Genomic DNA, 13,409 nt, shown 5'->3' with positions numbered 1-13,409 from the left:
AGCGTCAATCAGCGGACAGCGCGGTCAGGGCCTCGTCAAGGGTGGGGAAGACGTCGATGATGTCGGCGATCCCGATCAGTTTGAGCGGACGGCTGGTGGCCGGGCCGTCGGCGACGAGCGCGAACCGGATCGCGGGCGTCAAATCCGAATGCGCGGTGACCAGCACCCCCATCCCCGAAGATCCCAGGAAGTCCACCGCACTGAGGTCGACGATGACGCCGGCGGGGGAACCCGTGGCAGTCGCTTTGACTCGGGTTTCCAGGTCCGGGGCGGAAAGCACGTCGAGTGTGCCGGTAATGGCGACGACGACAACGTCACCGACGGTGCGTTCTTCCACGGTGCAGCCGGGGGCCGCTTTGGGACTGCCGACGACCGATTCGTGTTCGCCCGCCATCTTCACCTCCGAATAGCTGTGCACCCCGACCCGACAATGGACCGAATACTAGCCGTGGTCGGGGGGCGCAGCGCTACCGGTGGCACTGGAAGGTCAAACGGCGCAAGCGTATCCAGGCAACGAAGTGTCTGAATCAGTCAAGTGGTCGGCGCAAGGAGCTTTCGCCCGCCGACCAGCACTGCATCATGTGGTCGGCGAGCAGGTCCTCGACGAAAGCATGCGCTCGGATCCCGAACACGACATCGCCGTCGAGGTGCGGTTCGCGGGCGACCATATCGCCGACGACGTCGGTGCGGACCACCTGCTCGTGCACCGCGTCGGCCTCGACATGTTCGGCGTAGAAGCCGATGCAGGGCTGCGGTGCGTTCATCCGGCGCAGCGCGTCCACCAGCCGCTGTGAACCCGGAGGTGAGGTGATTTCGGTGGAGGCGAAGTGCCCGACCGCGGCTCCGCGCAGCTTGCGGTGCAAGCCGAACAGCGACATCAGGTTCACCGCGGCCAGCGCCTCGGCGGGGACATGATCGATATAGCCGAGGTAGCTCGAATCCAGGTCGGCGGCATCCAGCAGGTCAGCGAACAACTGCTGATGCAGGCGCGCGCCCCTCCCGGCGCCGAACTCGTCGTATTCGACCGCCACGAAGGCGGCCTTGGCCTGCCCGATCAGCCGCGGTATCGCCCACGCGTGCGGGTCGCCCTCTTTGAGGTGGTAGAGCGAGCGGTGCACGAAGTACTCCCGCATCTGACCCCAGGTGCCGGTATCGCGCAGGTAGTACGACAGACCTTCGCCGTCGGCGGGTTCGATCGACAGCTTGTCCATCTCGGCCACGGCAGTCTCGTCGGCGCCGATCTCGCCGACCCGGCTGCGGACTTCGGCCAGGAACGTGTTCTCCAGGCGTCCGCGCAGGTGCAGCAGACCGGCATTCCACTCCCAGCCCGGATCGACGGTGTCGAAGCCGCGGTAGTGCAGTTCATAGCAGATGTACAGCGCGAGTTGGAGATCGAGCCCCAACGGGTCGGCGTCACTGATGGACGCCTCCACCTGGGTGAGTCGGTTGACGGGCGCCCGCTCGGCGAGCAACTCCGTCACGGCCAGCGACAGCGGGCCGCGCGGATCAGGTAGTCGGGGTTCCACGCTGAGAGAAGCAAGAGTCACGCAGTGAGGTATACCCGCCGCTACCCAGCGGAAACGTCTACTCTCCTGGCCATTCACCGGTCCAACGGGCGAAGGCTTTGGCGCCCTGTCGGTCGATCACGGTCTTGACGACGGAGAAGATCAACCCCTGCAATGCGGCCGCGATCACGACTTCCTTGAAGGAGTAGTTGCGGTCCAGGGCATTCGGTGGATCCGGATGGTCGCCGTCGGAGGCGCGCTTCCAGATCTGCTTGAAGATCGCGCCCGCGACCAGTCCGCCGGCGAGTGAACTGGCAAGCCCGACCGGTCGGTACATCAGCTTCGCCGTCAGGCTCGACTTGTAGGTGGTCATCGCTTTCCTCCTTGTCGGCGGCGACGCCACACGATGATTCCGAGTAGGACGGCGGCAGTGGCCACCACGGTGGCGGCGGCGGGCAGGCCGCGTTTGACCGCCCCCTTGTCGTCGGTGACGGCACTGACGACATCGTGGCGGGCGGTCTCGGCCACGTCGGCGACGCGAGCCTTGGTCTCCGCCACCTTGTCCTGCGCCCGCCCCTTCACGTCGAGCTTGTCGGTCAATGCTGAAACCGTCTCGCCCACTTCGTGTCGGGTGCGTTCGATGTCCTCGGTGATCTCTTCCACACTCGCTCCTTGGGCCGGCTCCGGGTGATCGTCAGTTCCGGGCATGGCGGGCTTCTTTCACGGTGTTGACGTCCTCGGTCACGCTGGCGACCACTTCCTGGGCGGCCACAGGAGCCTGCTCGACCTGCTTCTTGCCGATGACCGCGGCGATACCGGCGGCAGCCAGCAGCACGACGGCGACGATGGCCGCGGCGGCCCAGACCGGCAACACCAGCGCCAGTGCCGCGATGGCGGCAGTCACCACCGCCAACAGGCCGGTGAAAGCGAGCAGGCCCGCAGTGCTGAACAGACCGGCGCCGATTCCGGTGCGTTTGGCGGCCAACTGAAACTCTTTTTGCGCCAACTGGATTTCGTCGCGCACCAGACGTGAGGTCTGGGTGGTCAGGCGGTCTATCAATTCGGGTATCGAAGCCTGTTCGGCGGGCTTCGTCTCAAGGTTTGTCATGCGAAGATCCCATCGCTGGACACTCGGCGGAACACCGCCCCATACGGCCATTGCATTACCTGCCCGTCTGCGCGCTAAACCTCGAGCGTGTGGTGTGTTTCTTTTCGATTCGCAGGGGTATTCCGATCGCGCAGCGTCCTCAAGAAGGGTGGGAACGCCGACCCGTGACTGAACCGGGTCATCTCTGCCATCGACCATGACGATGCCATGCACCGAGGAGTTCGCCTTGCGCATTGCCTCTGTACCCGCTTCGCACGTTTACGTGCAGCATCTGTCCCACCCGGGAGAGCTGGAACCTGTTGTGCGCCTGAATGATCCGGTGCCTACCGATGGTCGAAAGGTGCCCGGTGGGTGGTGGCCGCCGCTCATGCTGGAGTCGGGATGGATCGCCCACCATCACGATGACTTCGACGCGTTCCACATCCACTTCGGGTTCGATGCAGTGACCACCCAGGATCTTGTCGACGTCGTGGAGCAACTTGAGCGGCACCAGAAGCCGTTGATCTACACCGTGCACGACTTACGCAATCCCCACCATCCCGATCCCTCGGCTCACGAAGACCAGCAGGATGTCCTGGTCGCTGCCGCCCACACACTGATCACTCTGACCGAGGGCGCCGCGCGGGCGGTCGAGGACCGGTGGGGCCGCAGGCCCCACGTACTCCCGCACCCGCATGTGCTGGGCAGCCAGTGGATCGAGCGCCCCCGTTCGCGCAGCGAACAGTTCGTCGTCGGTGTCCACGTGAAGAGTCTGCGGGCGAACATGGACCCGTTGGCGATTCTGGATACCCTTGTCGAATCGGTGACAGCGCTGCCCGGTGCCGTCCTGCAGATCGACGTCCACGATGAGATCTTCGAGCAGGACAATCACTGGTTCGCTCCCGACGTGGGCCGCACCCTGCTGGAATACCAACGCAACGAACGGGTGCGGGTCGCGGTTCACCCGTACTTCACCGATGCTGAGCTCTGGGACTACCTCGCGTCGCTCAACGTCTCGGTGCTGCCGTACCGGTTCGGCTCACACTCGGGTTGGCTGGAAGCCTGCCACGACCTCGGCACCGAAGTCATCGCCCCCAGCTGCGGGTTCTACCGCGAGCAACGCCAGTGCGAAGTGTTCGAGTTGACCGAGGGCACCTTCGACGAGAACTCGCTGCATCGTGCGGTGAGCGCAACCCATAGACGGTGGAGTGCAGGGATATCCGCGCCGCGCGCGAGCTGGGCGGACCGGTACCGCGAACGGGTGGCCCTGTCCGCCGAGCATGCCCGGCTCTATGACGAAGCGGCGTCATGACCTGCCGGCTGCGGATCGCGCTGATCGCCTCCAACCGCTTCCCGATCAAGCAGCCCTTTGCCGGGGGGCTGGAATCGCACGTCTGGCATCTGGCGCGGGCCCTGGCCGCACGTGGGCACAGCGTCTCGCTGTTCGCCGACAACGGGTCGGACACTGCCCCGGAATGGCATGCGTTGACGGTGCGCCGACTGGCTCTGTCGGACGCGGCGAAACGCGACACGTCCATGCCCGCTGAGGCATTCATGGCCGACCACCACGCGTACCTGAGTGTGATGCTCGAACTCGCACAGACCGGCGCCGAGTGCTTCGACGTCGTGCACAACCACAGCCTGCACCACCTGCCGGTGGCGATGGCCCCGATGCTGGACGTGCCGATGCTGACCACCGTGCACACACCGCCGACGCCGTGGCTCGAATCCGCGCTGACGGCGACGTCGGGGGAGGGCACCCGATTGGCGGCCGTCAGCCGGCACACCGCGCATTCATGGGCGCACATTGCGCGCGATGTCGAGGTCGTTCCCAACGGGATAGACACCACGCACTGGACGCTCGGGCCGGGCGGCGACGAGTTGGTGTGGTTCGGGCGGATCACACCGGAGAAGGGGCCGCATCTGGCCATCGCGGCGGCGCACCGCGCCCGGGTGCCCCTGGTGCTGGCCGGGCCGGTGTCCGACCCGGTCTACTTCGCCCAGTCCGTCGAGCCGATGCTCGATCACCGGATCCGCTACGCCGGACATCTCACCCATGGTGAATTGGCGCAGTTGGTCGGCGCATCGTCGGCGGCGCTGGTCACCCCGGCCTGGGATGAGCCGTACGGACTGGTGGTGGCCGAGGCGATGTCCTGCGGGACGCCGGTGGTGGCTTTTGCCCGGGGCGGAATACCTGAACTTCTCGATCCGTGCGCCGGGCGGTTGGTGGCACCCGGCGATGTGGAATCGATGGCCGCAGCCATCCCGGAAGTTCTTGCGCTGGACCGGTTTGCGGTCCGCCGGCACGCCAAAGACCACTGTTCGGCAGAGGCCATGTTGGACAACTATCTGACCTTGTATCGGCACATGATCACAGAGCACGGGGGCAAGGACGATGATCGGCTACTACGTGCACCATCACGGCTTCGGGCACCTCGCGCGAGCGATGAGCATCGGGGCACATCTGAACCATCCGGTCACCGTGTTGACCAGCCGGCCGGTACCGGAACCGCATCCGTTCACCTCCCTTGTCGAGCTACCGCGTGACGACTACGCCGTCGCTCGTGCCCATAACCCGACCGCCAACGGCGCCCTGCACTGGGCCCCGCACCTGGACACCGGGTACGGCGACCGTATGGGTGCCATCGTGCAGTGGGTGCGCGACGCCCAGCCCGAGGTCTTCGTCGTCGACGTGTCGGTCGAGGTGGCGGTGTTCGTGCGGTTGCTCGGAGTTCCGGTGGTGGTGACGGCGCTGCCGGGCAACCGCATCGATGCGCCGCATCGGTTGGTGCACCGGATGGCCGATCAGATCATCGCGGCATGGCCGAAGGACCTCCGGGTGCCGTCGTGGTTGCGGCCACATGAGAACAAGACGGCCTTCGTGGGCGGGATCAGCCGCTTCGATGGACGCCCGCGATGCGAAGACGAGCATGCCGGCACGCGGGTCGTGGTGCTCTCCGGTGCCGACGGAATGTGCGTGCGCGAGAGCGAGGCGGACGCCGACGCAGGTCGTGACTCCGTGACCTGGATGTCGTTGGGGGCGAAGCCCGGTGACTGGACGGCGGATCCGTGGCCGCAACTGAGCGCGGCGGATGTGGTGGTCACGCACGCAGGGCAGAACTGTATCGCCGATGTCGCTGCGGCGTCCCGGCCCACGATCGTGATCCCGCAGACCCGACCGTTCGACGAACAACGAACGACCGCGGAAGTGCTGCATCGCCACCACCTCGCCGTGGTGGCGTCCCGCTGGCCACAGCGCCATGCCTGGCCCGCGCTGCTGGACCGGGCCAGATCGATGGACACCGAACGGTGGAAGTTGTGGGAGACCGAAGGCGCGGCGGGTCGCGCGGCGAAAGCGATCGAGGATACGGCGCTGCGATGCCGGGGTAGGTCCGTGTGATGAGAACCGCCGTCATCACGACCGTCCGCGGCAGGTCCGGGCACCTACGCAATCAACGCATCGGACTCCTGGGCAATGGGCGACACACCGACCTGCATGTGATTGTCGCCCTTGATGATCCGGACGTCTCGAATATCCTCGGCGAGGCGGACGTGCCCACTGTCCTGGTGAATTGCCCGGCCGCGGACGACGCGCTGCCGATCGCTCACGCGCGCAACCTCGGGGCGGCCACCGCGCTGAAGGAAGGGGCGGATCTGCTCGTCTTCCTCGATGTGGATTGCATACCCGGGCGCGACCTCGTGTCGTGTTACCACGAGGCCGCCGAACATCCCGAACATGCCGGCGCACTGCTGTGCGGGCCGGTGACCTACCTGCCGCCACCCGGGGCGGACGGTTATCCGATGACCCGACTGCACGAACTGGCCAGTCCACATCCGGGCCGCCCGGCTCCTCCCGGCCGCCAGATCGTGGTCGGTGCCGATTACCGGCTGTTCTGGTCGTTGTCCTTCGCCGTGACGTCACCCACCTGGCACCGAATCGGCGGTTTTTCGGAGGAGTACCGCGGTTACGGCGGGGAGGACACCGATTTTGCGCAGCGGGCGGCGGCCCGGGGTGTCTTCCTCAAGTGGATCGGCGGTGCGGATGCCTTCCATCAGTACCACCCGGTGTCGGATCCGCCGGTCGAACACCTCGAGGACATTCTGCGCAATGCTGCGGTGTTCCAACAGAAGTGGGGATGGTGGCCGATGGAAGGATGGCTGCAGGCTTTTCAGTCGCTCGGGTTGATCGCCCGCGACCCGGACGGCAGGCCCCATCGGCTGCCCGATCCTGCGCTCAGTACCGGCTGATCACAGGGTGTCGGGAAGGTTGGCCTCGGTGGCCAGCCGGGCGTACTCGCGCATCAACCGTAGGGCGGTGCGGCGGTCCAGCGCTGGGTCGCGGGCCACGATGCGATAGCCGAAGTAGTCCTCCATCGACATCAACGTCATGGCGATGTCGCGGGCGGGGGAGTTCAGCTGGAACGCGCCGGCCTGCGCGCCCGCCGTGAGCAGGTCACTGTAGAGATCGACCTGTCGGTGGTAGATGGCCTGCACATCGCGGCGCTGATCGAGTTCGAAACCGGCGGCCAGCACGGCCCGCCAGATGGCGCGCCACTCGGCGTCTTCGGGTCCGGATGGCAGGCCGGCCGCGATGGTCAACGCGAGCTGGGTCGCCGGGTCATCGGTCTGCGAGCCGATCTGCAGGCGCTCGTCGTAGAACCGGACATCGGAGCGGAGCGCGAGTTCAGACAGCAGATCGGTCATGTCCTTGAAGTAATACCGCAGCGCATTGGTGGTGAGGCCGAGCTCGGCGGCCACATCCGCGAGTTTGAGCGTGGCCAGATCGTGGCGTTCGATGACGGCGATGGCGGCGTCCAGGATCTCGCCACGTCGCTCTTCTTGCCGGTTCGGTCGCGCCATCACCCTATTTTGCCGTTTCTGTTGCGCGGAGGCGCACGCGGGCGCATAGTTCTTTTCCAAATAGGAAAATAACTCCTGAACGAAAAGAAACCAATGCGTGCCAGAGATCTCGGCGTGGTCATCGGACAGCACCCCACCGGACCCCACAACGCCATCACCGATGTGCCGGGTGTGCGCGTCGGCCACACCACGCTGCAAACCGGCGACGTCAACACCGGCGTGACCGTCGTCGTCCCGCACGACGACATCTGGACCGAACCGGTCTTCGCGGGCTCGCACGTGCTCAACGGCAGCGGTGAGTTGACCGGACTGGAATGGATCCGCGAATCCGGCGAGCTCACCACCGCCGTCGGGCTCACCAACACCCACAGCGTCGGGGTGGTGCGCGACAGCCTGGTGGCCGAGCAGGTGCGTGTGCGCGGTGACGGCGTCTACTGGTCGTTGCCGGTGGTGGGCGAGACCTATGACGGCTTCCTCAACGACATCAACGGTTTTCACGTCCGGCCCGAACATGTCCGCGAGGCCCTGGCTTCGGCCTCGGGTGGCCCCGTCGCCGAAGGCAATGTCGGTGGCGGCACCGGGATGATCTGCCATCAGTTCAAGGGTGGTATCGGCACCGCATCGCGGGTGCTCGGCTACACCGTGGGTGTGCTGGTACAGGCCAATCACGGCCGCCGCGAACGGCTTCGGATCAACGGAACGTCCATCACGCAGCCCACTGTCCCGCTGCCGGCCTTTCCGCCGGGGTACGCGCCGGGATCAGGGTCGATCATCGTCATCGTCGCCACCGACGCACCACTGCTGCCGCATCAATGTCAACGCCTGGCCCAGCGCGCGGCGCTGGCCGTCGGCCGGCTCGGCGGCACCGGCGAACAGTACAGCGGTGACCTGATGCTCGCATTCGCCACCGGCAACCGCGGCATCCCGCCCTACGGCGTCAGCGAGGACGTGGCCGAGATCGCGCCGGAGATCCCGCTGCGCATGGTCGGCCCACAGTTGATGGATGTGCTGTTCGATCTGACCATCGAGGCCACCGAAGAAGCGATCGTCAACGCCATGGTGGCCGCCGAAACGGTCACCGGCTACCGGGGATACACCGTGCACGCCATCGACCACGACCAGCTCACGTCGGCCCTTCAGGAGAACTCATGACCAGCACCGAAAGTCGTCGCCTTTCCGGGCGCCTCGGACCCGTCGGCATCGTCTTCATGGTCGTCGCGGCGGCCGCCCCGCTGACTGTCATCGGCGGCAACATGCCACTGGCGATGGGCCTGGGCAACGGCGCCGGCGCACCGGTCGGCTTCCTGATCGCCTCACTGGTGCTATTGGTCTTCAGCGTAGGTTTCGTGACGATGACACCGCACGTCCCCGAGGCGGGGGCCTTCTTCTCCTATGTGACAGTCGGTCTCGGCGAGCGGATGGGCAAGGGGATCGCGGTGGTGGCGCTGATCGCCTACACCGCAATTCAGGTCGGCATCTACGGCTACATCGGCTGGGCCATCAGTGACACGGTCGCGTTCTATGACGGTCCGGTCATCCCGTGGCCGGTCTACTCCTTCGCAGTGCTGGCGGTCGTCGCGGTCCTGGGCTACCGGCACATCGGACTGAGCGCGAAGGTGCTCGGTGTGGCACTGGCCCTGGAGATCGGCATCGTGGTGATCCTGGATCTGGCCATCGTCGCCGACCCCGGTCCGGCCGGCATCACCTTTGCCTCCTTCACCCCGGATGTGTTCAGCCAGGGCGCCATCGGCATCGCCATCCTGTTCGCGCTCACCGGGTTCATCGGCTTCGAGGCGACCGCGGTCTTCCGCGACGAGGCCCGCGACCCCGAACGGACGATCCCGCGGGCCACCTACGCGGCGGTCATCCTCATCGGCGCCTTCTACACGCTGACCGTGTGGGCCTTCGTGGTGGCGATCGGTCCCGACCTGGTGGCGGCCACCGCGCAGCAGACGCTCGACGGTGAGGGCAACATGCTGCTGGACACCACCGACGGCGCGCTCGGCCGCATCGGCCGCGACATCGTCAACATCCTTTTGCTGACAAGTCTTTTCGCCTGTGTGCTGTCCTTCCACAACGTGATCGCCCGGTACCAGTTCGTGCTGTCACGCAAGGGTCTGTTGCCTGCCCGCCTCGGCGCGGTGCACGACAGCCATGAGTCACCGGCATTCTCCTCGGTGGTGCAGACCGTGACGGCCGCCGTCATCGTCGCTATCCTGGCGGTCCTCGGAATCGACCCGCTGGTCGGCGTTTTCGGCTCGATGGCGGGTGTCGCCACGGTCGGTATGGTGCTCCTGATGCTCACCACATCGGTGGCGGTGCTGGTCTTCTTCCTGAAGAACCGCGATCTCGGCGGCGCCCGGGTGTGGCACACCCGGATCGCTCCCGTGCTGGCCGTGCTGGGTCTGCTCGCCTCTCTGTGGCTCGTGCTGTCCAACTTCACCCTCGTCACCGGTGGCAGCGCCACCCTGAGCACCATCCTGGCCGCGGTGCCGTTCGCCGGTCTGCTGGTCGGCGCGCTGCTGTGGAGGCCGGCCGGCACCAAAGTGACCTGATCGACAGTTGTTGCTGAAAGTGCTGTGATCTTGGTGTGGTGCGCCTTACCAGAACTGCAGCGAGGCGTGAGTTCCCCAACCTCGGTGTTTAGCGGAGGGCACCCACCGGGCATTAACCCCCGGTGCCCCGCCGTGAACCGAACCCACATGTCTTCGTCGTGTTCGGCGCCACCGGCGATCTCGCCCAGCGAAAGCTGTTTCCCGGTCTGTACCGCCTGGCGGCGACAGAGAGGCTGCCAGGCGATTACGCCGTGATCGGATCGGGCCGGCATTCGCCCGGCAGCGACGACGAGTTCCGCGACACCATCGGCGCGGCCCTGCGCGACTCGGTCGACGGGCTGGACGATGGCGTGTTGTCGGACCTGTTGTCCCGCATCAGCTTCCAGGTCTCCGATGCCGACGATGGCGCCGATCTGGCGGCCGCGGTACGGGAGGCGCGGGAGAAGCTGGGTGACGACGCACGGGTGGTGATCTATCTGTCGGTGCCGCCCCAGGCGATGCAGTCCATGATCGGCATGCTCGGCCATGAGGGGTTGGCCGAGGACGCGCGCATCGTGGTCGAGAAACCGTTCGGCACCGACCTGGCGTCCTCGCGTGATCTGGACGCGGCGCTCAAGCAGATCGCCGATGAGGACCGGGTGTACCGCATCGACCACTTCCTGGGAAAGGAAGCGGTGCAGAACATCCTGGCGCTGCGGTTCGCCAACGGGCTCATCGAGCCCTCCTGGAACCGTGAGCACCTGGAGTCGGTGCAGATCGACGTGCCCGAGGAACTCAGCATCGAGGGCCGCGGCAGCTTCTACGAATCGACGGGCTGCTTCCGCGACATGATCACCACCCACCTGTGCCAGGTGCTCGGCTTCATCGCGATGGAGCCCCCGCAGCGCGTCGACGCGGTGTCGTTGCGGGACGCGAAGGCCGAGGTGTTCGCGGCGCTGCGCCCCTTCGATCCCGACCGGGTGGTGTTCGGTCAGTACGACGGCTACCGCGACGAGGACGATGTCGACGAGGATTCGGCCGTCGAGACCTTCGTGGCGCTGGAGGCCTTTGTCGACACACCGCGCTGGCAGGACATGCCGTTTTATCTACGGACCGGCAAGACCATGGGCGATACCCGCCGCACCGTCACGCTGACGTTCCGGGCGCCGGAGGCGGGCCCGTTCACCGGCGACGACCACGGCCCGAACAGGCTGGTCCTGGAACTGACCGACGAACCGGGGGTCGGCGCGCACCTGCTGGCCAAGCGGCCCGGTCCGGACCTCGACTTGATGCCGGTCGACCTGACCTTCGACCTCGGCGAGACGGTGACCGAAGACGTTCCGCTGGAGGCCTACGAGCGGCTACTGCTGGACGTCATCCGCGGTGACCAGACACTGTTCACCCGTTCCGACGAAGTCGATCGGCTCTGGCAGGTGTGCCAGCCGGTGCTCGACGCGCCGCCGGCGGTGAAGACCTACGCCAAAGGGTCATGGGGGCCGGACGAGGCGCTGGCGCTCACCGACTGGTGGCTGCCCGATGAGTGAGCGCCCGCTCGCGATCTCGCAGCACGGGTTGATCGGCGATCTACGCACCTGCGCGCTCGTCGGCACCGATGGCACCATCGACTGGTTCTGCGCACCGAGATTCGACTCTCCCAGTGTGTTCGGGTCGATCCTGGATCAAGACCGCGGCGGCAGTTGGCAATTGACACCCACCACCGAGGTCACCCGCACTCAGCAGTTCTACTACCCGGACACCGCGGTGCTGATCACCCGGTTCCTCACCGACGACGGCGTGGTGGAGGTCCACGACTTCATGCCGGTGCTCTCGCCCGACGAGCCGGAGCACCGTCAGCGGCTGGTACGGCGGGTCAGCGGGGTGCGAGGCTGTCTGCGGCTGCAGATGCGCCTCGACGCGCGACCTGATTACGCCCGCCAGTCGTGCACCGCGGAGCGCTCAGGGGAGGGGGTCCTGGTCACCGGTGACGGTGTGCGGCTCGGACTGATCGCCTCGACCGACCTGGCGATCAGTGAGGACGACGAGAACACCCTCGTGACAGCAGAATTCGAGCTGAAAACCGGCGACACGGCGTCGTTCATCCTGGAGATGCTCGCCGACGGCGACGAGGTCACGGCCGACTCGATGGACCGCACCGACGCGCTGCTGGACGCGACGACGGCATTCTGGCGGGACTGGATTTCCTCGTCGACCTACACCGGGCGCTGGCGCGAGACTGTGCACCGCTCGGCCATCACACTCAAGCTGCTCACCCACGAGCCCACCGGTGCGATCATCGCCGCGCCGACCACCAGCCTGCCCGCCCCGATCGGGGGCAGCCGCAACTGGGACTACCGCTACGTCTGGATCCGCGATGCCGGATTCAGCATGTACGCCTTGCTGCGCCTCGGATTCCTCAATGAAGCAAGGGAATTCACCCGTTGGCTGTCCGAGCGGATGGGGCAGCGCGACGGCAAGGACGACAAGCGTCTCGGTCCGCTCCGGGTGCTCTACGACATCGACGGCAATCTGCCCGAGGAGTACGAACTCGACCACCTGTCGGGGCACCGCGGGTCCAGGCCGGTCCGGGTCGGCAACGCGGCCGCCACGCAGCTACAGCTCGACATCTACGGCGAGATCATCGACTCGGTCTACCTGTTCAACAAGTACGGCCCGGGTATCAGCCACGATGCGTGGATGGATGTCTGCGACATCGTGGACTGGGTCGCCGAGAACTGGGACCGATCCGACGCGGGTATGTGGGAGGTCCGCGACGAGGCCATGCCGTATACGACATCGCGGTTGATGTGCTGGGTGGCAATCGAGCGGTCGATCCGCATCGCCCGGGCCCGCGGACTGCCCGGGGACCTGGTCGCCTGGGGCAAGGCCCGCGACGACATCTACGAACGCATCATGACGAAGTCCTGGAATCCCGAGTTGGAAGCCTTCACCCGGGTGGAGGGCGGCGAGGATCTGGACGCCGGGGTGTTGCTGATGCCGATGGTGAAGTTCCTGTCGCCGGCCGATCCGCGGTTTCTGTCGACGTTGCGGGCCGTCGAGAAGCATCTGGTCACCGACAGCCTGGTATTCCGGTACGAACCGGGGACCGACGGACTCGACGGGAAGGAGGGCACGTTCTCGATCTGCTCCTTCTGGTACGTCGAGGCGCTCACCCGCGCAGGCAGACTCGCCGACGCCCAGCTGGCGCTGGAAAAGATGTTCACCTACGCCAACCACGTCGGCCTCTACGCCGAGCAGGTCTCGGCGACCGGCGACCAGGTCGGCAACTTCCCGCAGGCGTTCACCCATCTGGCGCTCATCAGCGCCGCCATAAACCTGGACCGCGCACTGAACGGCTGATCTGCCGGTCCCTTGCCGAAACGGCCGTGCCGCAGTGCGCGGTGGCCTAGCCTCCACATGACATCG

14 protein-coding genes are annotated in these 13,409 nt (G+C 66.3%); 8 read left to right on the top strand and 6 right to left on the bottom strand.

Going from position 1 to position 13,409, the window contains the following annotated elements:
- Positions 1 to 4 precede the first annotated feature (4 nt).
- The 5 genes from ASE48_RS27860 to ASE48_RS27840 form a co-directional block, all read right to left on the bottom strand.
- Positions 5 to 418 carry an STAS domain-containing protein gene (locus ASE48_RS27860; RefSeq protein WP_327049668.1) on the bottom strand — a complete coding sequence of 138 codons (414 nt, stop codon included), beginning with the start codon at positions 416 to 418 and terminating at the stop codon, positions 5 to 7.
- A 109-nt stretch (positions 419 to 527) separates the two neighbouring features.
- Entirely contained in the window at positions 528 to 1,547 is a 1,020-nt protein-coding gene (locus ASE48_RS27855) for an iron-containing redox enzyme family protein (protein WP_057170392.1), read from the bottom strand.
- 37 nt (positions 1,548 to 1,584) lie between these two features.
- A complete protein-coding gene (locus tag ASE48_RS27850; RefSeq protein ID WP_057170391.1) occupies positions 1,585 to 1,878 on the bottom strand; it encodes a DUF4235 domain-containing protein in 294 nt (97 codons plus the stop codon).
- Positions 1,875 to 2,213 (bottom strand): DUF3618 domain-containing protein, encoded by a 339-nt coding sequence (locus ASE48_RS27845; protein ID WP_057170390.1) that lies wholly within the window; start codon positions 2,211 to 2,213, stop codon positions 1,875 to 1,877. Before ASE48_RS27845 ends, ASE48_RS27850 begins: the two co-directional genes overlap by 4 nt.
- The gene (locus tag ASE48_RS27840; RefSeq protein WP_057170389.1) at positions 2,200 to 2,613 is read right to left on the bottom strand and encodes a phage holin family protein; all 414 of its coding nucleotides are present in this window, start codon (positions 2,611 to 2,613) and stop codon (positions 2,200 to 2,202) included. The genes ASE48_RS27845 and ASE48_RS27840 overlap by 14 nt, the downstream gene beginning before the upstream one ends.
- 202 nt (positions 2,614 to 2,815) lie before the next feature.
- Here ASE48_RS27840 and ASE48_RS27835 point away from each other — a divergent pair, with 202 nt between their 5' ends.
- The 4 genes from ASE48_RS27835 to ASE48_RS27820 are packed head-to-tail and all read left to right on the top strand — an operon-like array spanning position 2,816 to position 6,840.
- Positions 2,816 to 3,904, top strand: coding sequence for a hypothetical protein (locus ASE48_RS27835; RefSeq protein ID WP_057170716.1), 1,089 nt, complete (start codon positions 2,816 to 2,818; stop codon positions 3,902 to 3,904).
- Positions 3,901 to 5,139 (top strand): glycosyltransferase family 4 protein, encoded by a 1,239-nt coding sequence (locus tag ASE48_RS27830; RefSeq protein WP_082614465.1) that lies wholly within the window; start codon positions 3,901 to 3,903, stop codon positions 5,137 to 5,139. Before ASE48_RS27835 ends, ASE48_RS27830 begins: the two co-directional genes overlap by 4 nt.
- Positions 5,039 to 5,992: a glycosyltransferase gene (locus ASE48_RS27825; RefSeq protein WP_082614464.1), complete on the top strand. Its 954-nt coding sequence runs from the start codon at positions 5,039 to 5,041 to the stop codon at positions 5,990 to 5,992. The genes ASE48_RS27830 and ASE48_RS27825 overlap by 101 nt, the downstream gene beginning before the upstream one ends.
- Positions 5,992 to 6,840, top strand: a complete 849-nt coding sequence (locus tag ASE48_RS27820) for a glycosyltransferase family 2 protein (protein ID WP_057170714.1) — start codon at positions 5,992 to 5,994, stop codon at positions 6,838 to 6,840. Before ASE48_RS27825 ends, ASE48_RS27820 begins: the two co-directional genes overlap by 1 nt.
- Here ASE48_RS27820 and ASE48_RS27815 read toward each other — a convergent pair whose 3' ends face one another.
- Positions 6,841 to 7,452, bottom strand: a complete 612-nt coding sequence (locus ASE48_RS27815; protein WP_057170388.1) for a TetR/AcrR family transcriptional regulator — start codon at positions 7,450 to 7,452, stop codon at positions 6,841 to 6,843. It lies immediately after the preceding gene.
- A gap of 93 nt (positions 7,453 to 7,545) precedes the next feature.
- On the opposite strand from ASE48_RS27815, the gene ASE48_RS27810 reads away from it, so the two are divergent.
- The 4 genes from ASE48_RS27810 to ASE48_RS27795 all read left to right on the top strand — a co-directional run bounded on the left by ASE48_RS27810 (position 7,546) and on the right by ASE48_RS27795 (position 13,343).
- Entirely contained in the window at positions 7,546 to 8,604 is a 1,059-nt protein-coding gene (locus ASE48_RS27810; protein ID WP_057170387.1) for a DmpA family aminopeptidase, read from the top strand.
- Positions 8,601 to 10,007, top strand: coding sequence for an APC family permease (locus ASE48_RS27805; RefSeq protein WP_057170386.1), 1,407 nt, complete (start codon positions 8,601 to 8,603; stop codon positions 10,005 to 10,007). Before ASE48_RS27810 ends, ASE48_RS27805 begins: the two co-directional genes overlap by 4 nt.
- Before the next feature lie 122 nt (positions 10,008 to 10,129).
- On the top strand, positions 10,130 to 11,530 hold the full coding sequence (gene zwf / locus ASE48_RS27800) for a glucose-6-phosphate dehydrogenase (protein ID WP_057170385.1): 1,401 nt from the start codon (positions 10,130 to 10,132) through the stop codon (positions 11,528 to 11,530).
- Positions 11,523 to 13,343 (top strand): glycoside hydrolase family 15 protein, encoded by a 1,821-nt coding sequence (locus ASE48_RS27795; protein ID WP_057170384.1) that lies wholly within the window; start codon positions 11,523 to 11,525, stop codon positions 13,341 to 13,343. Before zwf ends, ASE48_RS27795 begins: the two co-directional genes overlap by 8 nt.
- Positions 13,344 to 13,409: the final 66 nt, after the last annotated feature.

This window comes from Mycobacterium sp. Root265 (genome assembly GCF_001428895.1).
Classification (GTDB): domain Bacteria; phylum Actinomycetota; class Actinomycetes; order Mycobacteriales; family Mycobacteriaceae; genus Mycobacterium.
This window is presented reverse-complemented; position numbering and strand designations above follow the sequence as displayed.